The sequence below is a fragment of the Streptomyces rishiriensis genome (assembly GCF_003112535.1).
In the GTDB taxonomy this organism is placed as follows: Bacteria; Actinomycetota; Actinomycetes; order Streptomycetales; family Streptomycetaceae; genus Streptomyces; species Streptomyces rishiriensis.
Map to the genome: position 1 here is coordinate 42,347 of NZ_BEWA01000015.1, position 25,212 is coordinate 67,558.

Annotated in this window: 27 protein-coding genes; 11 read left to right on the forward strand and 16 right to left on the reverse strand. The window is 73.4% G+C overall.

The features are described 5' to 3' along the window. Positions 1-38: 38 nt before the first annotated feature. The gene (locus tag Sri02f_RS25725; protein ID WP_109003682.1) at positions 39-767 is read left to right on the forward strand and encodes a DUF2470 domain-containing protein; all 729 of its coding nucleotides are present in this window, start codon (positions 39-41) and stop codon (positions 765-767) included. Here Sri02f_RS25725 and Sri02f_RS25730 read toward each other — a convergent pair. Together Sri02f_RS25730 and Sri02f_RS25735 are read right to left on the reverse strand one after the other, a co-directional pair. Then, positions 735-2,012, reverse strand: a complete 1,278-nt coding sequence (locus tag Sri02f_RS25730) for a lactonase family protein (RefSeq protein ID WP_109003683.1) — start codon at positions 2,010-2,012, stop codon at positions 735-737. The two genes, Sri02f_RS25725 and Sri02f_RS25730, sit on opposite strands and share 33 nt — an antisense overlap. A 629-nt stretch (positions 2,013-2,641) precedes the next feature. Then, positions 2,642-3,895: an FUSC family protein gene (locus Sri02f_RS25735; protein WP_109003684.1), complete on the reverse strand. Its 1,254-nt coding sequence runs from the start codon at positions 3,893-3,895 to the stop codon at positions 2,642-2,644. A gap of 515 nt (positions 3,896-4,410) precedes the next feature. On the opposite strand from Sri02f_RS25735, the gene Sri02f_RS25740 reads away from it, so the two are divergent. From Sri02f_RS25740 to Sri02f_RS25750, 3 genes are all read left to right on the forward strand, one after another. Further along, the gene (locus Sri02f_RS25740; protein ID WP_109003791.1) at positions 4,411-5,766 is read left to right on the forward strand and encodes an ROK family transcriptional regulator; all 1,356 of its coding nucleotides are present in this window, start codon (positions 4,411-4,413) and stop codon (positions 5,764-5,766) included. Between the two features lie 149 nt (positions 5,767-5,915). Continuing rightward, a complete protein-coding gene (locus Sri02f_RS25745) occupies positions 5,916-6,152 on the forward strand; it encodes a hypothetical protein (protein ID WP_109003685.1) in 237 nt (78 codons plus the stop codon). A gap of 194 nt (positions 6,153-6,346) precedes the next feature. Then, entirely contained in the window at positions 6,347-7,180 is an 834-nt protein-coding gene (locus Sri02f_RS25750) for an alpha/beta fold hydrolase (protein ID WP_109003686.1), read from the forward strand. 25 nt (positions 7,181-7,205) lie between these two features. On the opposite strand, the gene Sri02f_RS25755 is transcribed toward Sri02f_RS25750, so the two are convergent. The 3 genes from Sri02f_RS25755 to Sri02f_RS25765 form a co-directional block, all read right to left on the reverse strand. Next, on the reverse strand, positions 7,206-8,174 hold the full coding sequence (locus Sri02f_RS25755) for an SDR family NAD(P)-dependent oxidoreductase (RefSeq protein ID WP_109003687.1): 969 nt from the start codon (positions 8,172-8,174) through the stop codon (positions 7,206-7,208). A 322-nt stretch (positions 8,175-8,496) separates the two neighbouring features. Beyond that, a complete protein-coding gene (locus tag Sri02f_RS25760) occupies positions 8,497-9,153 on the reverse strand; it encodes an HAD family hydrolase (protein ID WP_109003688.1) in 657 nt (218 codons plus the stop codon). 64 nt (positions 9,154-9,217) lie between these two features. Further along, positions 9,218-10,258, reverse strand: a complete 1,041-nt coding sequence (locus tag Sri02f_RS25765; RefSeq protein WP_109003689.1) for a PHP domain-containing protein — start codon at positions 10,256-10,258, stop codon at positions 9,218-9,220. A 119-nt stretch (positions 10,259-10,377) separates the two neighbouring features. Between Sri02f_RS25765 and Sri02f_RS25770 the strand changes: the two genes are divergently transcribed. After that, positions 10,378-10,614 carry a hypothetical protein gene (locus Sri02f_RS25770; RefSeq protein ID WP_109003690.1) on the forward strand — a complete coding sequence of 79 codons (237 nt, stop codon included), beginning with the start codon at positions 10,378-10,380 and terminating at the stop codon, positions 10,612-10,614. Positions 10,615-10,645: 31 nt separating this feature from the next. Here Sri02f_RS25770 and Sri02f_RS25775 read toward each other — a convergent pair whose 3' ends face one another. Both Sri02f_RS25775 and Sri02f_RS25780 read right to left on the reverse strand, forming a co-directional pair. Next, positions 10,646-11,302 (reverse strand): VanZ family protein, encoded by a 657-nt coding sequence (locus Sri02f_RS25775; protein ID WP_245970796.1) that lies wholly within the window; start codon positions 11,300-11,302, stop codon positions 10,646-10,648. A 143-nt stretch (positions 11,303-11,445) separates the two neighbouring features. Continuing rightward, entirely contained in the window at positions 11,446-12,135 is a 690-nt protein-coding gene (locus Sri02f_RS25780; protein WP_109003691.1) for a DUF4230 domain-containing protein, read from the reverse strand. A 358-nt stretch (positions 12,136-12,493) separates the two neighbouring features. Between Sri02f_RS25780 and Sri02f_RS25785 the strand changes: the two genes are divergently transcribed. Continuing rightward, positions 12,494-13,447, forward strand: coding sequence for a ribose-phosphate diphosphokinase (locus tag Sri02f_RS25785; RefSeq protein WP_109003692.1), 954 nt, complete (start codon positions 12,494-12,496; stop codon positions 13,445-13,447). Positions 13,448-13,528: 81 nt separating this feature from the next. On the opposite strand, the gene Sri02f_RS25790 is transcribed toward Sri02f_RS25785, so the two are convergent. Both Sri02f_RS25790 and Sri02f_RS25795 read right to left on the reverse strand, forming a co-directional pair. Beyond that, complete coding sequence (locus Sri02f_RS25790) at positions 13,529-13,909, reverse strand: anti-sigma factor antagonist (protein ID WP_245970797.1); 381 nt, start codon at positions 13,907-13,909, stop codon at positions 13,529-13,531. Between the two features lie 189 nt (positions 13,910-14,098). Continuing rightward, positions 14,099-14,491, reverse strand: a complete 393-nt coding sequence (locus tag Sri02f_RS25795; protein ID WP_174855707.1) for a MarR family winged helix-turn-helix transcriptional regulator — start codon at positions 14,489-14,491, stop codon at positions 14,099-14,101. A 179-nt stretch (positions 14,492-14,670) separates the two neighbouring features. Here Sri02f_RS25795 and Sri02f_RS25800 point away from each other — a divergent pair, with 179 nt between their 5' ends. Next, positions 14,671-16,125 (forward strand): aldehyde dehydrogenase family protein, encoded by a 1,455-nt coding sequence (locus Sri02f_RS25800; protein ID WP_109003695.1) that lies wholly within the window; start codon positions 14,671-14,673, stop codon positions 16,123-16,125. 44 nt (positions 16,126-16,169) lie between these two features. Continuing rightward, positions 16,170-17,276 (forward strand): NAD(P)-dependent alcohol dehydrogenase, encoded by a 1,107-nt coding sequence (locus Sri02f_RS25805; protein ID WP_109003696.1) that lies wholly within the window; start codon positions 16,170-16,172, stop codon positions 17,274-17,276. Between the two features lie 7 nt (positions 17,277-17,283). On the opposite strand, the gene Sri02f_RS25810 is transcribed toward Sri02f_RS25805, so the two are convergent. Then, a complete protein-coding gene (locus Sri02f_RS25810) occupies positions 17,284-18,252 on the reverse strand; it encodes an NADP-dependent oxidoreductase (RefSeq protein WP_109003697.1) in 969 nt (322 codons plus the stop codon). 70 nt (positions 18,253-18,322) lie between these two features. On the opposite strand from Sri02f_RS25810, the gene Sri02f_RS25815 reads away from it, so the two are divergent. Further along, positions 18,323-19,276 carry a GlxA family transcriptional regulator gene (locus tag Sri02f_RS25815; protein ID WP_109003698.1) on the forward strand — a complete coding sequence of 318 codons (954 nt, stop codon included), beginning with the start codon at positions 18,323-18,325 and terminating at the stop codon, positions 19,274-19,276. 31 nt (positions 19,277-19,307) lie between these two features. On the opposite strand, the gene Sri02f_RS25820 is transcribed toward Sri02f_RS25815, so the two are convergent. Both Sri02f_RS25820 and Sri02f_RS25825 read right to left on the reverse strand, forming a co-directional pair. Further along, a complete protein-coding gene (locus Sri02f_RS25820; protein WP_109003699.1) occupies positions 19,308-19,871 on the reverse strand; it encodes a TetR/AcrR family transcriptional regulator in 564 nt (187 codons plus the stop codon). Beyond that, positions 19,868-20,230, reverse strand: coding sequence for a DUF1304 domain-containing protein (locus Sri02f_RS25825; RefSeq protein ID WP_109003700.1), 363 nt, complete (start codon positions 20,228-20,230; stop codon positions 19,868-19,870). Before Sri02f_RS25825 ends, Sri02f_RS25820 begins: the two co-directional genes overlap by 4 nt. A 211-nt stretch (positions 20,231-20,441) precedes the next feature. On the opposite strand from Sri02f_RS25825, the gene Sri02f_RS25830 reads away from it, so the two are divergent. Beyond that, complete coding sequence (locus Sri02f_RS25830) at positions 20,442-20,831, forward strand: VOC family protein (protein WP_109003701.1); 390 nt, start codon at positions 20,442-20,444, stop codon at positions 20,829-20,831. A gap of 136 nt (positions 20,832-20,967) precedes the next feature. Here Sri02f_RS25830 and Sri02f_RS25835 read toward each other — a convergent pair whose 3' ends face one another. Further along, the gene (locus Sri02f_RS25835; RefSeq protein ID WP_109003702.1) at positions 20,968-21,264 is read right to left on the reverse strand and encodes a DUF4235 domain-containing protein; all 297 of its coding nucleotides are present in this window, start codon (positions 21,262-21,264) and stop codon (positions 20,968-20,970) included. 31 nt (positions 21,265-21,295) lie between these two features. After that, a complete protein-coding gene (locus tag Sri02f_RS25840) occupies positions 21,296-22,315 on the reverse strand; it encodes a glutathione S-transferase family protein (protein WP_109003703.1) in 1,020 nt (339 codons plus the stop codon). Positions 22,316-22,606: 291 nt separating this feature from the next. Between Sri02f_RS25840 and Sri02f_RS25845 the strand changes: the two genes are divergently transcribed. Beyond that, a complete protein-coding gene (locus tag Sri02f_RS25845; protein WP_245970802.1) occupies positions 22,607-23,524 on the forward strand; it encodes a cation diffusion facilitator family transporter in 918 nt (305 codons plus the stop codon). Positions 23,525-23,737: 213 nt separating this feature from the next. Here the strand turns inward: Sri02f_RS25845 and Sri02f_RS25850 are convergent, their stop codons facing one another. After that, a complete protein-coding gene (locus Sri02f_RS25850; RefSeq protein WP_109003793.1) occupies positions 23,738-24,187 on the reverse strand; it encodes a nitroreductase family deazaflavin-dependent oxidoreductase in 450 nt (149 codons plus the stop codon). A gap of 165 nt (positions 24,188-24,352) precedes the next feature. Beyond that, positions 24,353-24,976, reverse strand: coding sequence for a LysE family transporter (locus Sri02f_RS25855; RefSeq protein ID WP_109003705.1), 624 nt, complete (start codon positions 24,974-24,976; stop codon positions 24,353-24,355). Between the last annotated feature and the right edge of the window lie 236 nt (positions 24,977-25,212).

Sequence of the window (25,212 nt, forward strand, 5' to 3'; positions counted from 1 at the left end):
CGATAGCTTAGGCAAGCCTTACCTTAGGAGGTTTCGGGATGGGTGACAGCCACAGCTGGGCCGCCATGCCCGCGGCGGCCGAGCGGGCCCGTTCGGTGCTCGCGACCGCATGGTCCTGCGCCGTGACCGCGAGCGGCGGGCGCGAGGAGTTCGTCGGCGCGCACACCGTCGACGGCGACGGCCGGGTGGTCCTGCGCGTGCCCGGGAACAGCGCCCTGCTCACGGCGGCGATCTGCGCGCCCCGCGGCGAGCCGTCCGCCGTGCTGGAGTTCGCCGACGTCGCGCCCGTCCCGGTGCGCCACCGGGTCCGCGCCCGGCTTCGGCTCGCCGGCTGGTTCACCCCCGAGGGCGACCGCCTCGCCTTCCGGGCCACCCGCGTGGTGTTCACGCCGCCCACCGGCGCGGTCGTCGTCGCCCTCGACGAGTTCTCGCAGGCCCGGCCCGACCCCCTCGCCGCCGCCGAAGCGCGTCTGCTCACCCATCTCGCCGACGCCCACCCGGACGCGCTGGAGCGGCTCACCCGGCTCGTCCCGCCGGACAGCCTGCACGGCGCCGTCCGTGTCCAGCCCCTCGCCGTGGACCGGCACGGGCTGACGCTGCGCGTCGAACGCGCCCGCGCCCACGGCGACGTACGGCTGCCCTTCCACGCCCCCGCGGACGACGTCGGCCGGCTCACCGAGCGGATGCACGTCCTGCTCTCCCAGGCCGCCGCCGCGTCCTGCCCCCGCTCGGCCCTACAGCGGCAGCGCGCAGACGGCGACGGGTGAGGCGAACGGCTCGCCCGCGAGCCGGAGCCCGCCGTTCGTGCCGTCCACCCGGAAGACGCTGACCGTGCCGGAGTGCTGGTTGGCGGCGAACAGCAGGCCGCCGTCCGGGGAAAGGGCGATCTGGCGGGGGAAGTCGCCCTCCACCGGCGTCGTGCCCAGCAGCCGCAGCCGGGCGCCGGCCGCCTCCACCGCGTAGCGCGCGACGGTGTTGTCGCCGCGGTTGGCGAGGAAGGCGAACGCGCCGTCCGGCGTGACCGCCAGCTGCGCCGGGTAGTTGGTCTCCGCCTTCGAGCCGGTGGACTGCGGCCGCCCGATCGTCAGCCGGCCGCTCGACGGCTCGTAGGCGCACACCGCGACCGTGTCGTCGGCCTCGTTCGCCAGATAGGCGTGCCTGCCGCCGGGATGGAAGGTGAGGTGGCGCGGACCGGCGCCCGTCCGGGTGTGCGCCTGGGCGACCTCCGTGAGGGTGCCCGCCTTGTCGTCCAGGCGGTAGCTGTACACGGTGTCCGTGCCGAAGTCGACGGCCAGGACGTGTCCGCCGTCCGGCGCCGTGATGAACTGGTGCGCGTGCGGCCCCTGTTGGCCCGGCCGCGGCGCCGGGCGGGTGTGCCGGACCAGGTCGGTGCGCTCACCGAGCGCCCCCGAGGCGCCGATCGGGTGAACGGCCACGGTGCCCGAGCCGAAGTCCGCGCTCAGCAGCCACCGCCCGCCGGGGTGGACCGACAGATGGCAGGTGGCGGACCCGCCGGTGGCCCGGCTGCCCAGCACCTTCTCGTCGGACAGCCGCACCGCGGTCACCGCGCCCCGCTCGCGTTCGTTCGCCGCGTACAGGGTTGCGCCGTCCGGGTGCACCGCGAGGTAGGACGGGTCCGGCACGCCGGTGATCGTCCCCTTCCCGGTGATCCGCCCCGAGGCGCTGTCGTAGGAGGCGACGCCGACGCCCTTCCCGCCGCCCTCCGCCGAGGTGTACGTGCCCAGGTACAGCGGGCGCGCGCCGGAGAGGCCCGGCGAGGGGCGGGGCGAGGCCTTCGGGGCGGCGGACGACGACGACTGCCGGGGCGGTGCGCCCCGCCGCGCCTCCTCGGCGTCGGCCGGGCCCCCGTCGCCGCCGCAGCCGGCCAGCGCCGAGCCCGCGGCCGCGCCGCCGAGCGCCCCGACGAAACGGCGCCTCGTCCAGCGTCCGCGGTCCCCGGTTTCCGGCGGGCCGGGTGACCCCCGTCGCGCCGCTCCCGTCCCACTGTCCATGCCCGCACCTCAGGTCGTCGTACGCCGCCGCCGTGACAGCCACCTTGACCCGGACCGACCGGCGAACGCAAAGCGGCCGCGGAGGCCGGCTTGCGGCGGGGCGCGCGGCTGGGCGTCCACTCGGCCGCGCGGACGGGCGCGCGGCGGGGCGCCGGGACGGATGTGCGGGTGCCGGGACCGGTAGGCGGCGGGAGGCGCGACCGGGCGCGAGGGCGGGTGCGCGGGGCGGCACCTTGCGGGAGATCCGGACGGGAACGGGACGGAACGTGCGGCCAAGTGGGCTCTGGCACCGCCGGTCGCCGTCCTTCTCGGGCTCTCCGGCGTGACCGCCAGGTGCCGCACCTGGCCGAGGCGGGCGGCGGTCACGGAGCCGGATCCGGCTCCGGGACGGGATCGGGGCCCGGGCCGGGGCCGGGTCGTCGACCGGCTGGATGCCGTCGCGCGTCTCCCCGGGGGCGAGGTCCTGCGCGTCCCGGCCGGGTCGCGGGGTCGGACCGGTGCAGCGGCCCAGGTGCACACGGCGCGGGGATCGCTCGCACTCTGCCCGCTCCGACCTGCGTGTTTCCGTCGATCCGGACGGCGATGTCGGCCGTCCCCGCGCCCCTGGGCGTCCGGCCGTCGCGCGCTCGTCAGCCGGAACGACGTCGGGCCGCGGCCCCGTTGCGCCGCAGCAGGCCCGGTGTCCGCAGTCGCTTCCTGAGCCGGTACAGCCACGGCCTGCGCTCACGCTGCTCGTGGCTGTTGCGGTCCAGCTCCTCCAGGAGCCGGCGGGACCGGTGCTCGGTGTCCAGCTCGTCGAGTATGCGGTTGACCTCGGTCAGGACCGCGCCGTGCAGCTGCCACTGGCGGGCGTCGTGCTGGAGCTGCTCCAGCAGCAGCTGGGCCAGCTTGTCGCGGGTGGTGGCGGCCTGCCGCAGCTCGGCGGTGAGCCGGGCCTCGGCGGCGTCCGCGTTCAGGCTGACGTGCGTGGTCACCAGCACGGCGAAGCTGACCACCGCGTCGGCGATCTCGGACAGCACCCGCTCCACGACCTCGCCGGTCGCGGGCGGGAACAGCGGATGCGGCTCGCGCTCCTTGGCGAGGTCGGTGAGGGACCGGGCGAGCACCCGCAGCACGACCGTGCAGATCTCCAGCGTGTCCAGACCGGTGCGCAGCACGACCCGGTGCAGGAGTCCCTCCCGCACCCGGGGATTGAGCCGCATGCTCTCCTCGGCCTGCCGCAGGGCCGCGTCCACCTCGACGATGTCGTGGTCCAGCCGTCGTGCCTCGTGCAGCCGGGCGGCCGCCTGCTCGGCCGGGGTCCGGCCCGCGGCCTCCTCGCCGATGCGCAGCATCAGCTGCCGCAGCCGCCGGGCCAGCCCCTCGATCGACTCGCCGGCCTCCTCCACCCACACCGGCGGCGGCAGCAGCAGATTGCAGCCGAGGCCGACGACCGCGCCGATCAGCGTCTCCACCACCCGCGCCCACGCCGTGTCCCCGACGGTGGTGACGCCCAGCACCAGCATGGCGCTGATCGCCACCTCAGGGACGTACTCGTCGACCCGCACCAGGTGCCCCACCGCCAGCGAGGCCACGATCAGCAGCCCGAGACTCCACCAGGTCAGACCCACCAGGAGGCTGAAGAGGATGGCGACGACGACGCCGGCGACCACCGCGGTCACCCGCCGGACGCCGTTGGTGAGGGTCGCGTACAGGGTGACCTGGACGACCAGCAACGCCGTCAGCGGCGCGGTGAGCGGCAGTGCCTCGGGGCTCAGGCGCAGCGCGATGACGTAGGCGATCGAGGCCGCGGCGGCCGACCGCAGAGCCTGGAGGACGACGGGTTCCCGATGGCGCCGCACCAGCCGCACGAGCGGCGCCGCGCGTTGACGTACTTCTTGCATCCCCAGACCCGTTCCCCTTCCTCCGTGACCTCGAACGTTTCTTCCGCCCCGGGATGGACCGGACGGCCCACCGGCCCGTGTCCCGCGCCGCCGCGGCGGGGTCAGGCGCACAGCCTGTCGAGGAGGGCGGACAGGTCGGCCGACGCACGGACGATCTGCTCCTGCGGCTCAGGCACTCCTCGAAGCGGGCCCCCCGGCTCCAGCGCCTTCCTGCGCGCAGAGAGAGCGAACAGGCCAGACCCGTGCACGCCGAGGAGCTGCTGCGCCGCCGAGGACACCGCATCGCCGCCGAGGCCGACGAGGTGCGGCGGCTGCTGACCAGGGGCGCCCGGGTCTCCGTGTGCGGCGACGGCCTCCGGACGGCTCCGGGCGTCCGGGACGCGTTCCGTACCCTGTACCGGGAGTACACCCCGGCCTCTCTTAGCTCACATCGTGAACTAAGGGTTGGAGAATGTCGCGCGTGCCCTCCCCGCGGAGGTATGTTGCAGGTCGGGCAGGGCTCGGAGGGGAGCGACATGACGGGGCGGAACGGGCGCACGGTACGCGACCTGAGGCGGGCGAACCGCACGGCCGTACTGCAACGGCTCTACTTCGACGGGCCCCTCAGCCGCTTCGAGCTGGGGCCGGCCACCGGCCTGAGCTCCGGCTCGATCAGCAACGTCGTCGCCGACCTGGTCGCCGACGGACTCGTCGAGGAGGCCGGCAGCGTCGACTCCGACGGCGGCCGCCCCCGCACGTTGCTGCGGGTGGCCCCCGGCAGCGGCCACATGATCGGCGTGGACGTCGGCGAGACCCGGGTGCGGATCGAGCTGTTCGACCTCACGCTCACCGAACTCGCCCGCACCGAGAGGCCGTTGGAACAGCGCCGGTACGAGGTCGACGGGATCGTCGGCCATGTCCGCGACGGCGTCGCCGAGGTCCTCGCGACGGCCGGCGTCGCCGCCGAGCAGCTCCTCGGGGTCGGCATCGGCGTCCCGGGCATCGTCGAGCACACCCCCGAGCGCGGCGCCGTCGTGCACGGCCAGACCATCGGCTGGGACGCGGTCCCGGTGGAGGCGCTTCTGCGCGAGGGCGCCCTCCTGCCCGAGAGCGTCCCGTACTTCATCGACAACGGCGCGAAGACCCTGGGCCAGGCCGAGATGTGGTTCGGCGGCGGCCGGGGCGCGCACAGCGCGGTCGTCGTCCTCTTCGGCTCGGGCGTCGGGGCCTGCCTGGTCACCCCGGAGGTGGAACACGGCCGGGCCGTCGAATGGGGCCATCTCACGGTCCGGGTGCGGGGCCGCCGCTGCCGCTGCGGAGCCCTGGGCTGCCTGGAGGCGTACGCGGGCGCGGAAGCGCTGCTGGAACGCTGGCGCGAGCAGGGCGGACGGCCGCCCGAGGACGTCGACGAGGAGACCGCCCTGACCGCCATGCTGGCCGCCGCCTACCCCCCGGCCGGACCGGACGACGGCGGGTCGTCCGAGGACGGCGGGTCCGGCGACGACGGGGAGGCCGCCGGCGCGGGGCGGACCGCGGATCCCCTCGCGCTCGCCGTCCTGGAGGAGACCGCCGAGTACCTCGGCGCCGGTCTCTCCGACCTGATCAACCTCTTCCAGCCGGAGCGCATCCTCATCGGCGGCTGGGCCGGCCTGCAGCTGGGCGCCCGCTTCCTGCCCGCCGTACGCCGGCACGCCACCGCGTACGCGCTGCGCCACCCCGCCCAGAGGGTCACCGTCGAGCTGGGGCGGCTCGGTCCGGACGCGGTCACCGTCGGGGCGGCGATCCTCCCGCTCGCCGACTTCTTCGGCCGCGGCGGCCGACGCCCCGAGCCCGCGCCCACCGGCCCGGCGCCGGCCTGGCGCACCGTACTGGAGGAACGCGCCCCGCGCTGACCCGCGGTGCGCCGTGCCCGCGACCTGCGAGGCGGGTGGGCCGCACGTTTCGCCGTCCGTGCGGGAGGTACTCGCGAGTCGCCCGGACGAAGGCCGTCCGGGGAGCGTTGCCCGCGTTCGACGCGGTGCGACCGCGAAAGGAGGACGTCGTGGCCGAACACCGTCTCCAGGGTCCTGGCGGGAACGGCGCGCGGGTCCCGCGCGACCCGCCGGACCAGCAGGCCGACGGGGGCGACGACCACTGGGACGTCGCCGAGCCCGAGGACTCACAGCAGGCCGCCGAGGACGTTCCCGACACCGACGAGGCGGGAACGGGCCGACAGGGCGCCCCGCGCGCGGGCAGCGGCCCGTCCGAGAACCCGGAGCCCGAAGAGCCGACCGCCTGACCGCCCGGGCTCCTGACCTCCTGACGGTGCGCCGCGGACTGCGGCGGCGCTGCGACGTCGGGCGTCCGTGGGCTGACGGGTCCACGGGGTCCCGGCCGCATGACCCGGCGGGTAATCGACGCCCGCAGGCCGTGCGGCAAGCATGGACGCATCACCCGCTCACCGTGTGCCGCACGCACCGCAGGAGGATGTCCATGCCGTACTTCACGAGCCCCGTCGACGGCGCCCGGCTGCACCACGTCGACTACGGCCCCGCCGACGGGCCGGTGATCGTCTTCGTGAACAGCCTGTACTTCGGGTCCGAGATGTGGGAGTACCAGATGCTGCCGCTGGCGCGGGAGGGCCACCGCTGCGTGGGCTTCGACCGGCGCGGTCACGGCCGCTCCGACGACACATGGAGCGGCTTCGACCTCGACAGTCTCGCCGACGACGTCCAGGGCCTCATGGACCACCTCGACCTGCGGGAGGTGACCCTGGTGGGGCACTCGGTCGGCGCGGCCGAAGCCGTCCGCTGTCTGACCCGGCACGGCGCCGACCGGGTGGCCCGCTTGGCGCTGGTCGCCGGCATGACGCCCGGCCCCGCCCGGTCGGCCGACCACCCCGAGGGCGTCGACCCGCAGCTCATGCTGGGCGGCGTCGAGGCCTTGCGGCGGGACCGCTCCGCGTTCTTCGCCGACGGCGCCCGCGCCTTCTTCGCGCTGGACCGCCCGGGCAACGACCTCTCCGAGGCGTACGTCGAGGCCATGATCCGGCGCTGCCACGGTTCCACGGCGCGGGCCGCCGTCGCCGTCGGCGAGCTGATCGCGGCCCTCGACGTCGCGCCCGAACTGGCCGCGCTCGACCTGCCGGTGCTCGTCGTGCACGGCACCCACGACACCTCCGGTCCGATCGAGCTGACCGGCCGCCGCGCCGCCGCCCTCGCCCCGAACGCCACCCTGGAGGTGTACGAGAACGCCGGCCACGGTCTCTTCGCGACCCACGCCGACCGCCTCACCGCCGACCTGCGCACGTTCGCGGCGGGGGAGTGAGCTCACCGGAGGGGAGGGAGCCGTACTATCCCTGGGCGGGGAAGGCGTTCACGCCCGTCAGCTCGGCGGACAGCTCCCACAGCCGCGCCGCCTGCTCGGGGTCCGTCGCCCAGTCCTTGACGCCGGTGCGCACATCGCCGTCGACTGCGGGCTCGGCGATGTCGCAGTCCTCCAGGTAGAGCCCGCCCATGTCGGCCAGCTGCGGCGAGGTCGCGGCCCAGACCTGGGTGGCCGCCCCCTGCGCGGGGGTCTTGAAGCCGGGCTGGTCGATCACGTTGCCGTCCTCGTCGATCCAGCCGCGCTCCACCATCTCCTCCTTGGGGATGTGGCGCTGGAGAGGCGTGATGATCCCGCCGGGGTGCAGCGAGAAGGCCCGTACGCCCCGGTCCCGGGCGAGCCGGTCGAGGTGGACGGCGAAGAGTACGTTCGCGGTCTTCGCCTGGCCGTAGGCCTCCCACTTGTCGTAGCCCTGCCGCCAGTGGACGTCGTCCCAGCGCACGCCGGAGAAGTGGTGGCCGCGCGAGGACACCGAGACCACGCGCGCCCCGCCGGGCTCGATCGCGGACCACAGCCGGTTCACGAGCGCGAAGTGGCCGAGGTGGTTGGTGGCGAACTGCGCCTCCCAGCCGGGCCCGACGCGGGTCTCCGGGCAGGCCATGACGCCGGCGTTGGCGATGAGGAGGTCGAGGGTGCGGCCGGAGGCGAGGAAGCGGTCGGCGAAGGCGCGCACGCTGTCCAGGTCGGCGAGGTCCAGCTCGTCGACCTCGACGCCGTCGAGGCCCTCCAGGGTCGCCCGCGCGGTGTCCGGGCGGCGGGCGGGGACGACGACGCGCGCGCCGGCCCCGGTGAGGGAGCGCGTGGTCTCCAGGCCCAGTCCGGAGTAGCCGCCGGTGACGATCGCGAGCTGTCCGCTCAGGTCGATGCCGGCGAGGACGTCGTCGGCGGTGCTGTGGGCGTCGAACCCCGAACCGATCTTGTGCTGTGCAGTGCTCATGTCCGAGACGCTACGAAGTGGAGTGCGCTCGAAGTCAAATGCGCGCCGTGAGCGCGCCGCGGACACCGGCGAGCGCGGGGCCGCCGGACAGAGAGAAGCCCCGACCGGACGGGGGAATCACGGTCGGGGCAGTCTGTGCGTGGGCGCGGACGGCGGTCGCCTCTCGGCGAGACGCTCCACAGGGCTTCAGCCGGACGATCGTCCCTGTGGGCAGAAGGTGAGGCCCGGGGACACTGTCCCGTCCGCACCCACGGTTGGTTCAACGGGTAACTACCTATGCGTGTTCCCCCGTTCGCCGCACCGTGCAGTGACGTCCGTCACCTCACGCCAGCGGACTGGTCGACAGCGAGGCCAGGAGGTCGGCCGGATCGTCGTAGACCGCTTCCGCGCCCGCCGCCACCAGGTCGGCCCGCGGAATGCCCCCGCTGAGGACGCCTACACAGCGCACCCCGGCCCGGCGGCCGGCCTGCATGTCCCACACGGTGTCGCCGACGAACACGGCCCGCTCGGCGGGGGCGCCGGCCAGCTCCAGGGCGTGCTGCACGGGTTCCGGCGCGGGCTTGCCCTCCTCGACGTCGTCCGCGCTGGCCGTCGCGGCGATGACGTCGTCGGCGTCGATGGCGCTGCGCAGGGCCGACAGCTCGGGCCCGCTCGCCGAGGTGGCGAGCACGACCGTCCAGCCGTCGTCGTGCAGCCGGCGCAGCAGCGAACCGGCGTCCCGCAGCGGCGGCAGCCGGTCGAAGTACTGCCCGTACAGGGCTTTGTGGGCGGCGCTGAGCTCGGCGTCCTCGTCCTTGTCCCGGTCGTCGCCGAGCAGGCGTGCGATCAGGTCGCCGGACCCGAGCCCGACGGCCCGGAGCACGGCGTGCATCGGCACCCGGTGGCCCGCCTGCCGGAAGGCCTCCCACCAGGTGACGACATGAAGGTGGTTGGTGTCGACGAGGGTGCCGTCGACGTCGAACACGGCGGCGCGTGTCATCTGGGTCCTTTCTCCGTCTGCGGGTACTTTCGCGTCCCCCCGGGCGATACCCCCGGGTACCACCTCACGGGGCGGCCACGCCCGCCGGCACCCGGCCCTCCCGCGTCCAGGCCAGCAGGTCGTCCAGCGGCCAGGCGGTCACGATCCGCTCCGCGGGCACTTCGCACTCCTCGGCCCGTGCGCAGCCCAGGATCTGCCAGTCCAGCTGGCCGGGCGCGTGGGCGTCCGTGTCGACCGAGAACAGGACGCCCGCCGCCACGGCCCGGCGCAGCAGCCGGCGCGGCGGGTCGAGCCGCTCCGGCCGGCTGTTGATCTCCACGGCGGTGCCCGACCCGGCGCACGCCGCGAACACCTCGTCCGCGTCGAACTCCGACTCGGGCCGCCCGCGCCCGGTCACCAGCCGGCCGGTGCAGTGGCCGAGGACGTCCGCGTGCGGATCGCGCACGGCGTTCACCATGCGACGCGTCATCGCCCGGGAGTCCATCCGCAGCTTGGAGTGCACGGAGACGACGACCACGTCGAGCCGTTCCAGCAGTTCGGGCTCCTGGTCCAGCGAGCCGTCGTCGAGGATGTCGCACTCGATGCCGGTCAGCAGCCGGAAGGGCGCCCAGGAGGCGTTGAGCTCCTCGACCACGTCCAGCTGGTGGCGCAGCCGCTCCGGGGACAGCCCGCGGGCCACCGTCAGGCGCGGCGAGTGATCGGTGAGCACGGCCCACTCATGGCCGAGCGCGGCGGCCGCCCGGCCCATCTCCTCGATGGGGCTGCCGCCGTCCGACCAGTCGGAATGGAGATGGCAGTCGCCGCGCAGCAGGGCGCGCAGCCGGGTCCCCGCGCCGTCCGTCAGGGGCCGCCCGGCCTCCTCCTCCAGCCTCTCCAGGTAGGACGGCGTCTGTCCGGCGAGCGCCTCGCGCACCACCTGGGCGGTCTTCGGGCCCACGCCCTTCAGCGACTCCAGCGTGCCGTCCGCCACCCGCTGCCCGACCTCCGCCGAGGGCAGTCGCGCCAGCACCCGGGCCGCGGTCCGGAAGGCCCGCACGCGGTACGTCGGCGCCAGGGACCGTTCCAGCAGGAAGGCGATCCGGTCCAGTGCCTCGACGGGATCCATCGCCACCTCCTGGCTCCAGAGTTCCCCACCGTCGCCCCGACCGCACGACGAGCGGAGCGCTTGCCGAGGGGAGACATTCGATGATTCATCCCGATGTGTTCCGCTCTACCCTCTATGTCATGACCGAAATCGCGAGCCTGCGTGTCTCCCGGCCGCGGATCATGGTGCTCGGGGTGCAGCCGGGCCCCGCGCCGTTCCGCATCGTGGAAATCGACGCCGAGGTGGTCGGTGAGGCGAGGGACGTGACCGACGTCCTCGAGATCGCCGCCGCCTACGGCATCACGGTCCACGACCTCGACGACCCGGACACCGTGCGCTGGGTGGGCGGGGACAAGTACACCTGGAAGCCGCACTGAGCGGCGCCCCCGCTGCCCGTCCCGCGCCCCCTCACGCGCGCTGCTTGCGCGCGTGCACCGCGCGGCTCACCCTGCGCCCCAGGAGCAGGTAGCCGATCAGGGCGCCCGTGGTGTTGAGGATGACGTCGTCGATGTCGAAGGCGCGTCCGGTCACCAGCGCGCCCTGGGCGAACTCCACGAGCAGCATGACCGTCGCGGTCAACAGCAGCACGCGCACCAACCCGCGCGCCCGGGGCGCGACGACCGGGACCAGCACGCCGAAGGGGACGCCGAGCAGCACGTTTCCGCCGATCTGCTTCACCGCGTCGCGCAGCGCCGGCTGGTCCAGATAGGCCCGCAGCGAGTCGCCCGGGCGCAGGTTGGAGTGGACCAGCGCCGCCGAGGCGGGCGACGGCTCCAGGGTGATCCGGGCGAGGACGACGGCGAACGCCACCATGAAGGTGAAGGCCACCAGCATCGCGAGCAGCCGGAGCGGGAACGGCAACGGCCGGTGTTCGGTACGCGCCGACCCCGCTTCCGCGGCCCTCTCGGCCTTCCTGGCCTTCCGTGTTCTTCCGGCCTTCCGGGCCGGTCGTGCTGTGCCGAACCTGCCGAACCTGCCGGTCCTGTCCGGCTCGGGCGCCGGGGCGGCGGTCTTGGCAGTGCGCAGGCGGAACGTGGTGAGCGGACGTAGCGCTGCACGGGCCATGCGGTCCTCCAGTCTTCAACTTCCAGGCGTCGTAGCGCGGTTACCCTCGAACGGCCCCGGGATGCGGGCGGACGGCCCCGGGTGTGGCTTCCCGCGGCCCTCGCGGTCGCCCGCGCGTCCGCCCGCTCACCTCCGCCCGGGCATCAGGTGCCGTAGGACACCTTCACCTCCTTGAAGCCGAGGGAGCGCAGCAGCCCCTGGAGCATGCCGGTGGTGTTGGTCTCGGCGCGCTTGGCCAGCTCGCTCTCCTTCGCCGCCTCCCCGATGTGCTTGACCGCGAGTTTCTGCACGGCCTGCTCACCGCCCGGGTTGTCGGAGAAGAGGTCGCCGAGGCGGTCGAGGAGACCGCGCTGCTTGGACACCGCGTAGGAGCGGTCGGGATCGAGGGCCGGCTTGCCGAGCTGGGCATGCGGCAGCCGGAGCGTGGCCGAGGTCCGGTCTTCGTCGACCGTCACGTTCTTGTCGCCGATCTTCCCGAGGTCGACGTAGGCGTCGACCGTGCCCGCCCCGACGTACAGGGTGCGGGTGCCGCGGATGGCGTCGGGAAGGTACTTGGCGTCCTTCTCCAGGTCCACGACGACCTGGAAGTTGCCGGAGGCGGCGTCGTAGCGGTTCATGTCCTGGATGGACTGGAGCAGGGCGGGGCCCGAGCGGTCGTTGGTCTGCGTGCCGAAGAGGTCGCGCAGTCCCGGCAGCAGGCTCAGCCGGATCCCCGCGAACATCACGACGAGCACGACCACGACGGCGGTGAGCACCTTGGCCCAGCCGGGCATGCGGCCGGGCGGACGCCGGGTGGGCTTGGTCTCCCTGGTGGGCTCGATCGAAGTCGTCATGCGGACGGTCCTCTCTTCCTCCTCACCGGATTCCCGTCAATGCCCGTGTCAGACCGCCCTGTTGAGGAGCTGTGACAGCAGGCCCGCGTGCGGCGCCCGCCCGCGCGCGTCGGCCCGGCGGGAGGAGCGCCGCACGGCAGGCGTGAGCGGACGGCCCGGAGGGCGTCCCCGGCTCGCCGGCCTTCCCCGCGAACCGGCGAAGCGCCTGATCACACCGGTCGGGGGGAGAGACGGCCGGTTCGGGGCCGTCGCGGGACTGCGGAGCCTCCCGGGGCTTCCCGCGGGTGGGCAGAACGGGCGTGATCCGTAGCATGAGAGACCCCGCCCCCGGCCGGACACGATCAGCGAGGAGCCGACCGTGCGAGACATCTCCGTGTTCAGCGGCAGTGCCCACCCCGAACTGGCGGCCGAGGTCTGTGCCCATCTCGGCGTGCCCCTGAGCCCCACCCGCCTGAGCAGGTTCGCCAACGACTGCCTGGAGGTCCAGCTCCAGGCCAATTGCCGGGAACGGGACGTCTTCCTCGTGCAGCCGCTGGTCCGGCCCGTGCAGGAGCACCTCGTGGAGCTGCTGCTGATGTGCGACGCGGCCCGCGGTGCGTCGGCAGGCCGGATCACCGTCGTGATGCCGCACTATTCCTACGCGCGCTCCGACAAGAAGGACGCCCCCCGCATCTCCCTGGGCGGACGCCTGGTCGCCGATCTGATGGCTGCGGCCGGCGTCCATCGCGTCCTCGCCATGACGCTCCACTCGCCCCAGGTGCACGGCTTCTTCTCGATGCCGGTGGACCACCTGCACGCCCACCGGGAACTTGCCGCGCACTTTCGCCGCTACGACCTCACCCGCACCACCGTGGTCTCGCCGGATCTCGGCAACGCCAAGGAGGCCGCCGCCTTCGCCCGGATGATCGGCGCCCAGGTGGCGGCCGGCGCCAAGCAGCGCTTCGCCGACGACCGGGTCAGCATCAGCGCGGTGATCGGCGAGATCGCCGGGCGGGACGTCATCGTCCTGGACGACGAGATCGCCAAGGGCAGCACGGTCCTGGAGCTCCTGGACCGGCTGCGGGAGTCGGAGCCCCGCTCGATACGGGTGGCGTGCACGCACGGACTGTTCGCCGCCGGTGCGCTCAAACGGCTCAGCGAGCAGCCGGACGTGCTGGAGATCGTGTGCACCAACACGGTGCCGGTGCCCGTGGAGGAGCACACCGACAAGCTGCGGATCCTGTCCATCGCCCCCGCGCTGGCGGAGGCGGTGCGCCGCATCCACAACGGCGAGTCCGTCAGCGCCCTGTTCGAAGCGGCACGCGGCCAGTAGGGGGACGGGCGGCGGGGGCGGGAGCCGGCCGGGCGGACCGGCGGGGGCGGCCGGAGGGCCGGGCTGCGCTGCGAGGCGCCGTCATAACGTGCCCGACGTGGCGCCGGGCCGCTCAAGGGCCGCGTCCAGCGTCGTGGCGGGCGGCAGCAGCCGGGACAGCCCGGTGGCCCGCAGGATCCGCAGGGTGAGCGGGTGCGCGCAGACGAGGTGCAGATGCCCGTCGTGGTCGAGGACCCGGCCGCGGGCCCGGTACAGCAGGCGCAGCCCGGAGCAGTCGAAGAACTCGATCCGGGTCAGGTCGATCACGATCCGCGGCGTGGGACCGGCGGTCGCCTCGTCGAGCAGCGGGCCGATCTCCGTGGCCGCGACGAGGTCGATCTCGCCGCGGAACTCCAGCACCGTGTACCCCCGGTCCTGGCGGACGCGCAGATGCGGGGACTCCGCCGCGGGTTCCCACTGCACGACGACATCGCCTCCAACCCGCTCCACCGGTCGGGAGCTTCCAACGGCCGGGGTGCACACAGCAGTTCCCCGCCTCAGCAAGTTACCCCCGATGGAGTGAATTCCAGCATGTTCGATTGACATATGTCTTCGAAATGCAACCGACGTCGGCCGAGTTTTTTCGCGTCGTGAGCGAAGGGGGGCGAAGCGTTACGACAGCGCGTGCCACGCCTTGGAGAGGGCTGTGCGGAACTGCTCCGTCTGGTGGCCCGTGAGGTCCCCGACCATGCGCTCCTCCAGCTCCCGCACCGGGCCGGCGTGCCGCTCCAGGAGTTCGCGCCCCTCCTCGGTGAGCAGGATCAGCAGCTCGCGCCGGTTGCGCGGATTGCGCTCGCGGCGGATCAGGCCGCGCCCCTCCAGGGAGCGCACCAGGTCGGCGATGGACTGGGCGGTGACGAAGGAGTCCCGGGCCAGCTGGGCGGCGGACAGTCCGTCGTGCCGCTCCAGCACGGTCAGCGCCGTGTACTGCAGGGCCGTGATCCCGGACGGCTTGACCAGCTCGTCCAGGTGGGATCGCACGACCAGCTCCACCTGCTTCACCATGTAGAGCAGGGACGGGGGTGTCCTGTGCGGCGGGGAAGCGGGCGCCGCTGCCTGGGTTGTCCGGGGGCCGACCATGGGTCAGAGCGTAGACCATTGACAGGAAACCTGTCCGTAATGAGACTGCGAACCAACAGGAATCCTGTTTGTTGAAATCTTAGCGACGATGCTGAGGAGTGGCGATGACCGCCTTCGAGATCGACCCCGGCCGACTGTTCGTCGGGGGACAGTGGCGAGAGGCCGCGGACGGGGCGCGGACCGAGGTGGTCGACCCGTCCCGGGGCACGGTCGTCACCACCGTCGCGGAGGCGGGCGCCGCCGACGTGGACGCCGCCGTGCGGGCCGCGCGCGAGGCCTTCGACACCGGGCAGTGGTCCGGCCTCAGCGGCCGGGAGCGCGGCCGCGTGCTGCTCCGTGTGGCCCAGCTCATCCGCGAGGAGGCCGACGACATCGCCCGGCTGGAGAGCCTCGACGTCGGCAAGCCCATCACCCTCGCGCACGCCGTCGACGTCACCAACGCGGCCAACGACTACGAGTACTTCGCCTCCCTCGCCTTCGCCCTGGACGGCGCCCACCGCGACACCCCCATGAACGCCCTCGCCTACACCCGGCGGGACCCGATCGGCGTGGTCGCCGCGATCACTCCGTTCAACTTCCCGCTGATCCTGGCCGGCTCCAAGATCGCCCCGGCCCTCGCCGCCGGCAACACGGTCGTCCACAAGCCCGCCGACGAGACCCCGCTCAGCGCCCTGTACATGGCGGGACTGTTCCAGCGGGCCGGCGTCCCCGACGGCGTGGTCAACGTCGTCACCGGCGCGGGCCCGGTGGCCGGCGAGGCGCTGCTGCGTCACCCCGGCGTCGACAAGATCGCCTTCACCGGCTCCACCGCGATCGGCCGGCACGCGGCGAGCGTCGCGGGCGGGAACCTCAAGCCGGTCACCATGGAACTCGGCGGCAACGCGGCGCACCTCGTCTTCGAGGACGCCGACCTGGAGAAGGCCGTCGGCGCGGTCATCAAGGGCTTCGTCTTCAACACCGGCCAGTTCTGCATGGGCGGCCCGCGGCTGCTGGTCGCCCGCCCGGTCTACAGCACCCTGCTGGGCATCCTCGCGGAGGCCGTCCCCGGCGTGCCGGTCGGCGATCCCCGGCTGCCGGAGACCGTCGTCGGCCCGATGGCGGGGGAGAGGCACCTGCGCAAGGTCGAGGAGTACGTCGACCTCGCCCGCAAGGAGGGCGCCCGCATCGTCTGCGGCGGCGAGCGCCTCGACCTCGACGGCGGCTACTACTACAGGCCGACCGTGATCGCCGACCTCGCCCCCGACTCCCGTGTCGTCCAGGAGGAGATCTTCGGCCCCGTCCTCACCGTCCAGCCCTTCGACGACGAGGACGAGGCGATCGCGCTGGCCAACTCCACGCCGTACGGCCTGGCTTCGGGCGTCCAGACCGGCAACCTGGCCCGCGCCCACCGCGTCGCCGACCGCCTGCAGGCGGGCATCGTCTGGGTCAACGACTGGGCGATGCTCGACCCCGCCGTCCCGTTCGGCGGCGTCAAGGACTCCGGCTTCGGCCGCGAGTACGGCCCCGAGGCGCTCGCCGCCTACACCAGGGTCAAGTCCGTCGTCGTCTCGCTCGACTGACTGCGGCCACCCGAACACCTCTGCCCGACAAGGGAGTTGCACCCATGCCCATCACCACGCGCGCGGCCGTCGTCGAGTCCGCCGGAGCGCCCTTCACCCTCTCCGAGGTCGTGCTCGAAGACCCCGCACCGCACGAGGCGGTCGTCCGGCTGGTCGCGGCCGGGCTGTGCCACACCGACCTCGGCGTGGCGGGCGGCGGACTGCCCTTCCCGCTGCCCGGAGTCCTCGGGCACGAGGGCGCGGGGGTCGTGGAGGCGGTCGGCTCCGCGGTCACGGGCGTCGCCCCCGGCGACCACGTCGTGCTGTCCTTCACCTCCTGCGGCGACTGCCGCAACTGTCACGGCGGCCACCCCGCCTACTGTGCCGCCTGGCTGCCGCTGAACCTCCTCGGCGGCCGCCGCGCCGACGGCACCGGCACCGTCAGCCGGGACGGCGAGGTCCTCGGCGGCCACTTCTTCGGCCAGTCCTCCTTCGCCGAGCGGGCGCTGGTCGACGAGCGCAGCCTCGTGAAGGTCGACCCCGGCGTCCCGCTGGCGTCGATCGCGCCGCTGGGCTGCGGAGTCCAGACCGGCGTCGGCGCCGTGTGGAACGTGCTGAAGCCGACGGCCGGCGCCGCGGTCGTCGTCCTCGGCGCCGGAGCCGTCGGCCTGTCGGCGGTCATGGCGGCCGCGCTGTCGCCGGCGACCACGATCATCGCCGTCGACCGGGTCGCCGAACGCCTGGAACTCGCGCGGGAGCTGGGCGCCACCCATACCGTCGACGCCGGCCGTGCCACGCTCGGCGAGGCCGTCGCGGAGATCACCGGCGGGCAGGGCGCCGACGGCGTCGTGGAGACCACGGGCAACACGGCGGTGCTGCGCCAGGGCGTCGACGCGCTCGCCGCCCGCGGCACCCTCGTCGTCGTGGGCGCGCCGCCCTTCGGCAGCGAGGTCGCCCTGGACGTCAACGGGCTGCTGGGCGGCAAGCGCGTCGTGGGCCTCACCCTCGGCGACAGCGAGACGCAGACCTTCATCCCGGCCCTGGTCGAAATGGTCAAGGACGGGCGTCTCCCGCTGGACCGTCTGATCGGCGTCTACCCGTTCGCAGACATCGAACGGGCGGTGCGGGACATGACGGCGGGCAAGACCGTCAAGCCCGTGCTCGTCTTCTGACGGCCGGTCAGTCGACCGTCAGCACCAGCTTCCCGGTGGTCCGGCCGGTGTCGCCGAGCCGGTGCGCCTCGGCGGCCTCGGCCAGCGGGAAGGTCCCCGCGATCGTGGCGCGCAGCCGGCCCGCCTCGACCAGCTCGGCGATCGCGCGCATCCCCGCCCGGTCGGCGTCCACGAGCATCCGCACCGCCCGCACCCCGAGCCGCCCGGCCTCCTCGTGGAACTCGTCCGACCCCACCGGCAGGATCGACACCACGATCCCGCCCGGCCGCAGCACGCCCAGCGACTTCACCGAGGTGTCGCCGCCCAGGGTGTCCAGGACGACGTCGACGTCCTTCACGGCCTCGGCGAAGTCGGTCTCCCGGTAGTCGATCACCTCGTCGACGCCCAGCTCGCGCAGGAAGTCGTGCTTGCCGGTGCTGGCCGTCCCGATCACGTACGCGCCGCGCGCCTTGGCGATCTGCACGGCCACATGACCGACGCCGCCGGCCGCGGCGTGGATCAGCACCCGCTGCCCGGGAGCGAGTTCGGCGGTCTCCACCAGCGCCTGCCAGGCGGTCAGCGAGACCAGCGGCAGCGCGCCCGCCTGGACGTGGTCGACGCCCTCGGGTTTGTGCCACAGGGCCCGCACCGGCGCGATGACGTACTCGGCGTGCGAGCCGTGGCCGAAGGGGTAGGGCAGCATGCCGAAGACCTCGTCGCCGGGCACGAAGGCCGCGACGCCGATGCCGACCGCCTCCACGGTGCCGGAGACGTCCCAGCCCAGGACGAAGGGCGGCTCGCCCAGGAACCCGCCCGTGGCGCGGTGCTTCCAGTCGGTCGGGTTGACGCCGGCGGCGCGGACCCGGACCAGGACCTCGTTCGGGCGGGGCGCGGGTCGCTCCACCTCTGTCTGCTTCAGTGCCTCGGGACCGCCGAGGACGTCCTGAGTGATGACGCGCATGGCGTTGCCGGTACGCGGAGTGTTCACAGTGCTCATGGTGACCAGCCTGCCCGGCCCGGCCCCGCCGGGAAATGGCATGATTGCCAACATCCGATAGGATCGTGCCATGCCCTCCGGAGACCAGCACCGCGTCGTCGTCCTCGCCCTCGACGGCGTCTACCCGTTCGAACTGGGTATCCCGGCCCGCATCTTCGGCGCGGCCGACGACCACTACGAGGTTCTGACCTGCACCGTCGACGGCGGCCCGGTGCGGACGAACGCCGACTTCACCATCGGCGTCGAGCACGGCCGCGAGGTGCTGGCGACGGCCGACACGGTCGTGGTCGCGCCGGTCGCGCCCGACCGGGTGGCGCAGGACCTGCCGGACGCGGTCGCCGAGGCCCTGGCCCTGATCCGCCCCGAGGCGCGCATCGTCTCCATCTGCACCGCCGCGTTCGTCCTGGCCGCGGCCGGACTGCTCGACGGCCGCCGGGCCACTACCCACTGGCATATGACAGACCTGTTCCGCCGGATGCACCCGCAGGTCGAGCTCGATCCCGACGTGCTCTTCGTCGACGACGGCCGGGTGCTGACCTCGGCCGGAGCCGCCTCCGGCGTCGATGTCTGCCTGCACATCGTCCGCAAGGACCAGGGCAGCGAACTCGCCAACCAGGTGGCCCGCCGCTGTGTGGTGCCGCCGTTCCGGGACGGCGGCCAGGCGCAGTACATCGAGCAGCCCGTGCCGGAGGCCGGAGCGGCCGGCACGGCCGCCACCCGCTCCTGGGCCCTGGAGCGGCTCCATGAGCCCCTCGCCCTCGCCGACCTCGCCGCGCACGCCCGCATGAGCCTGCGCACCTTCGCCCGCCGCTTCCATGACGAGGTCGGCCTGAGCCCCGGCCGCTGGCTGATCCAGCAGCGCGTCGCGCACGCCCGGCACCTGCTGGAGGCCAGCGACCTCCCGGTCGACCAGATCGCCGCCCGCGTCGGCTTCGCCACCGGCGCCTCCCTGCGTCAGCACCTGCACACCGCCATCGGCGTCTCCCCGCAGGCCTACCGCAGAACCTTCCAGGCGGCCCGCTGACCCTTCACGGTGTGCCGCAGGCGGTGGCCGCTCAGCGGCTCGCGTGCAGGGCGACCAGCAACTGCCAGACCTGGTCGGCGATTTCGGCGGGCGTGCCGTCGAGGTCGCCGTGCAGCCAGTCGGCGAGCACGCCGGCGAAGGTCGCGGCCACGGCCGAGGCGACCAGGGGCGCGTCCGCCGCGCCCGCCCGCTCCCGTTCCCGCAGGCTGTAGGCCCGCAGGTCCCGGTGGAGCACCCGGCCGAGCGGTCCGCCGCCGCCCGGTGCCAGCAGGGTGCGATACAGCACGGCGTGCGGGGCGAGCGAGGCGAAGAACTCCGCCAGCGCGGCCGGGGCGTGAACAGGGTCCGGCCGTCCGCGCCAGGCGTGCAAGGCCTCCACGGCCTCTCGCACGACATCCGCGCAGGCGTCGACGGCGAGAGCCTCCAGGTCGGGGTAGTGCACATAGAACGTGGCCCGTCCGACGCCCGCCCGGCGCACCAGCGCGGCCACCCCGACCTCCTCCAGCGGATGCTCGGCGCACTCCTGGAGCAGCGCGGTGCGCAGCCTGGCCCGGGTGCGGGCCGCGCGCGGGTCCTCGGCCTCGCCCCGGGTCACTGCGCGATCAGGACCGCGGCCAGGGCGATCGCGCCGGGAAGCGCCTGGGCGACCAGGATGCGCCGGTTCGCGGTGACCGCGCCGTACACCCCCGCGACGATCACACAGGACAGGAAGAACACCTGCGCCCTGACCCCGGTCGGATCGGCGGCGACCAGCCCCCACACCAGCCCGGCCGCGAGGAAGCCGTTGTACAGCCCCTGGTTGGCGGCCATCGAGGCGGTCCGCTTCGCCAGCTCGGCGTCGAAGCCGTGGAACGACATCCCCTGCGGCTTCTCCCACAGGAACATCTCCATCACCAGGATGTAGAGGTGCAGCGCGGCCACCGATCCGACCAGCACGTTCGCCAGAATGTTCATGCTCTCCCTCTACCCCTGCTTCTGCTACTTCTCAGACGGGTGTCCACTATAACGGGACACCTGTCCAGGAAGTCCAGGAGGTGGGCGCTCTGTGTGTGCGACCGCACGCGTGACGGGGCGTGGCCGGTGGGCGACGGAAACGGGGGTATCCGCAAGATTCGGGGACGGGGACCCGCCCGCCCCGGCCCGGACCTCGCGGAGGAGAGACGACATGGCAGTGGTGAAAGCGGGCGTCGTGGTGCTCGACTGTGCCGAGCCCGAGAAGCTCGCCGAGTTCTACAAGGGGCTGCTCGACGCCGAGGAGACCGGCATGAGCGCCAACCGTGTGGAGATCAGGGGCGCGGACATCCGACTGGCCTTCCGGCGGGACGTCAACGCGACCCCGCCGAGCTGGCCCCGCCCCGAGAACTCCCTCCAGGCCCATCTTGACTTCCTCGTCGACGACCTCGACGAGGTGGAGCGCAGGGTCGTGAGCCTGGGCGGTCGCCCGCTGGAGACCAAGGGCGCCCCCGGCCCGCACGAGGAACGAGGCTACGCCGACCCGGCCGGCCACTCCTTCACCCTGCGCCTCGAACCTTCCACCGCACCGAAGCAGGGCTGAAGCGGGACCCGGGCAAGGGCCGCGCCCGGGATCGACGTCCGGTCCGGGCGCCCCGGCAGCGACTCGGGGCCGCCCAACCGTCTCGGTTGGGCGGCCCCGAGTCGCTGCCGGGGGACGGGCTTACGCCGCCGGGTGCTCAGTCCCGGCCGGACTTCTCCTTCGCGGGCCAGACGCCGGTGGACCGTTCGATCGCCTTGGCGCCGGTCCGGTCGGCGGCGCTGCGTGCCGCGGCGAAGATCGCGCCCTGGACCGCCGCCGCCACCAGGATCTCGCCCCAGCCGCGGTCCCGGTCCAGGGCGTCGGGGGCGTCGTCCTCGTGACGGATCGCCTTCCAGGCCTTGCGGAACGCGAGGCCCGCCAGGGCGCCGCTCGCCCAGCCGAGCGCGAAGCCCACGGGCTGGTACACGAGGGGCAGTTTCCTCTTCTTGGACACGTCGGTCTCTCCTTTGTGAGGGGTACGGGTCTCAGGGACGTCCCCGCACCGGAACCTGTTCCTCGGCGCGCACCGGTCCGGGAGGAGTCCCGTCGCCGAACGGACGGCCGCCGAGCTCCTCCCTGTGGTGAGGGGAGCGCCAGCCGGCCAGGTCCGGTCCGAGGGGGACGATCCGGGTCGGGTTGATGCCGGTGTGCACTCGGTAGTAGTGCCGCTTGATGTGGTCGAAGTCGACGGTGTCGCCGAAGCCGGGGGTCTGGAACAGATCGCGGGCGTAACCCCACAGAACCTGGTTCTCGGTCAGCTTCCACCGGTTGCACTTGAAGTGACCGTGATAGACGGCGTCGAAACGCACCAGTGTGGTGAACAGCCGGATGTCCGCCTCCGTGATCGTGTCGCCGACCAGGTACCGCTGCCCTGCCAGCCGGGACGCCAGCAGGTCCAGACGCCGGAAGACGCCCGCGCACGCCTCCTCGTACTCCTTCTGCCCACTCGCGAAACCCGCCCGGTACACCCCGTTGTTGACGTCCTCGTACACCCCGGTCATCACCGTGTCGATCTGGTCGCGCAGCCGTTCGGGGTACAGGTCGGGGGCGCCGGGGCGGTGCAGGGCCGACCACTCGGTGGCGAGGTCGAGGGTGAGCCGCTGGTAGTCGTTGGTCACCAGTTCGCCGCTGGGCACGTCCACGACGGCCGGCACGCTGACCCCGCCCGGCGGATCGCTCTCCCGTCGCTCGTAGGCCTCGCTGAGGTAGCGGATGCCGAGCACGGGATCACGGCCGTCCGGGTCGAGGGTGAAGCGCCAGCTGCGGTCGTCCTGGATCGGGTCGGCGATCGCCATCGACAGCGCGTCCTCCAGGCCGAGGAGCCGCCGCGAGATCACCGCCCGGCTCGCCCACGGGCAGGCACGGCTGACGACCAGCCGGTAACGGCCCGCCTCGACGGGCCAGCCGTCGCGGCCGTCCGCCGTGACACGGTCGGTGAACCGGCTCGCGGACCGTTCGAACGACGTGTGCCCGTAGTCGGCGTTGTCGTCGCCCCCGTCGCCCATGCTTCCTCCCGGTGGTGATGCGTGCCGTGCGTGATGCGTGTCGTGCGTCATGCGTGCCGTGCCTGATGCGGGCCGCGCGTGATCCGTTCTGTTCGTGATGCGTTCCCTGACCACCGCGTTCCCCGATTTCCGCCGACGGCACGGTGTGAGCCGCACCCGCCGGGGCAGTCGGCGAACGTGAGCGGGACATCTTCAACACGGAACGCCGAACGCACAGGCGAAGAGACGACCCCGGAGAAAGGCGAGCGCGGTGCCGAACGGAACGCCGACCGGAAGACACGTGTCACGGTTCTGGTGGCGCTTGCCGCCAACCTGATCATCGCGGCGGCGAAGGCGGTGGGCGGCCTGCTGGCGGGCTCGCCCGCGCTGCTGTCGGAGGCCGCGCACTCCGTGGCCGACAGTCTGAACGAGGTCTTCCTCCTCGCCGCGCTGCGCCGCAGCCGCCGCCCCGCCGACCGACGGCACCCCTTCGGCTACGGCAAGGAACGGTTCTTCTGGTCGCTGCTCGCCGCCGTCGGGATCTTCGTGATGGGCGGCTGCTTCTCCGTCTTCCAGGGCGTCGAGGCCCTTCGGTCGGGCGCCGAGGAGAAGACGAGCGGGTATGTGGCCGGCCTGATCGTGCTCGGCGTGTCCTTCCTGGCCGAGGGCGCCTCACTGCTGCGGGCGCTGCACCAGGTCCGCGCGCAGGGCGGCACCGTCGCGGGGCTGCGCGACCCGGCCCTGCGCACGGTCGTCGCCGAGGACGGCACGGCGGTGCTCGGCGTCACCCTGGCCGCGGTCGGGATGGCCCTGCACATGGTCACCGGGCAGGTCGTGTGGGAGGCGTCCGCCTCGCTGGCGATCGGCGCGCTGCTCGTCTTCGTCGCCTACCGGCTGGGGCGTGACGCCCGTGACCAGCTCATCGGCGAGGCCGCCGACCCCGAGACCGGCGCGCGCATCCGCGCACTGCTCGACGCCCAGCCCGAGATCGACAGCGTGGAAGCGCTGTTCACGATGAAGATGGGCCTGGACTCGGCCCTGGTGGCGGCCCGCATCGACCTCATGCCGGGCATGGACAGCGAGCGAGTGGAGGAGGTCGCCGTCCGCATCAAGCGCTCGATCGCCGGCGTGGTTCCCGAGGCCGACCAGATCTTCCTGGACGTGACCGACCGTCCCACGCGCGAGGCAGAAGAAAGCCCCGCCGCGACGGGGGAGCGCGGCGGGGCCTGAGAGTCGGTTGCCCGGCGCGAACGCCTTCATGCCCGAACCGGCGGAATCTTCTTCCGGGAGATGCCTGCGACGCCCCGGACGCCTCGGAGGCCTGAGCCGCCTGAGCCGCATGAGCCGCATGATCCGCGACGCCTGAGTCGCACGACCCGCGCAGAGGGGCCCTCCGCATCGGCGGAGGGCCCTTCCGTATCCGGGGCGGGTTGCGCTCTCGGGTCAGCTGCCGCCGTCAGGTTCCACGACGAACACCGGGATCTCCCGGTCCGTCTTCTTCTGGTAGTCCGCGTACGGCGGATAGGCGGCGACGGCGCGCTCCCACCACTCGGCCTTCTCCGCGCCGGTGACCTCGCGGGCCGTCATGTCCCGCTTCTGCGGCCCGTCCTGGAGCTCGACGTGCGGCTCGGCCTTGACGTTGTGGTACCAGACCGGGTGCTTCGGCGCGCCGCCCTGGGAAGCCACCAGCGCGTACCGGCCGTCGTGCTCGACCCGCATCAGAGGCGTCTTGCGCAGCTTCCCGCTCTTCGCGCCCCGGGTCGTCAGCAGGATGACGGGCATTCCCGTGTCCCGCAGCGTCGTCGCCTCCTTGCCGCCGGAGCGTTCGTACTGCTCCACCTGGTCGCGCACCCACTGCTCCGGGCTGGGCTCGTACTCGCCTTCGAGAGGCATGGCATCCGTCCCCTTCGTCGTGTCGTCCGTCGTCATGGCGGCCGTCGTGTCCGGCGGCATGCCGTCGTCGCGCGATGCGTGTCGCACACGTCGGTCCCGCACACGTCCGTCCCGCGTCGTGCTTCAACACCGGTACCCGCCTGTTTCATCCGTACGTCGGCGGGCCTACGACACCATCCGAACGGCGAGCCCCGTCATCACCGCGCTCGACAGGAGCGCCGTCGCCAGCCGGCCGCGGTGACCGGTCAGGGCACGGCCCAGCAGCGCGCCGCCCCCGGCGAGCAGCACCTGCCAGCTCGCCGACGCGACGAAGGCCGCCAGCACGAACACCCCCTGGTCCAGGGGGCGTACCGCGTCGTCGGCGCCGTTGCCGAGGACCAGCGCGGCGAAGTAGACCACGGTCGTCGGGTTGAGGAGGGTGATGCCGAGGAGGCTCAGGAACGCCCGCGCAGGGCTCGGCGGAGGCGGGGCGGAGCGCGTGCTGAGCCGGTGGGCCCGGTACTGCCGCAGCGCCGTGACCGCGCCCCGGGCCGCCAGGACGAGCAGCACCAGGGCCGAGGCCCAGCGCAGGGGCGTCAGCACCGGCCGCAGCACGGCGGCGACGGCGGCGCCCCCGGCCGTGGCGACCAGGGCGTACAGCCCGTCGGCGGTGGCGATGCCGAGCGCGGCGCACACACCGGTGCGCAGGGAGGTGCGTGCGGTGAGGGAGATGAGGTAGGTCGCGACCGCGCCGACGGGTACGGCGATGCCGTATCCCGCGATCAGGCCCGCGACGAGCGCGGCCGTCACGAGGCCGCGGCGCCGGGCCTTTGGGGGACGCCGGGCTGCTGCTGGACCGCGGCCGGGGAGGAGGCGGCGGACATCGGCAGCGGCAGGGCTTCGTAGGTGGACATGGCCGGATACTGCGGGTGGCGACCGCCGGACGGCAACTGTTTTTCCCCAGGCCTTTGCCCACGCCGCTGTCGAAGCTGCCTGGTCCGCTGCCGAGGCCGCCTGATCCGCCGCAGAGGCAGCGCTCCGGAGCG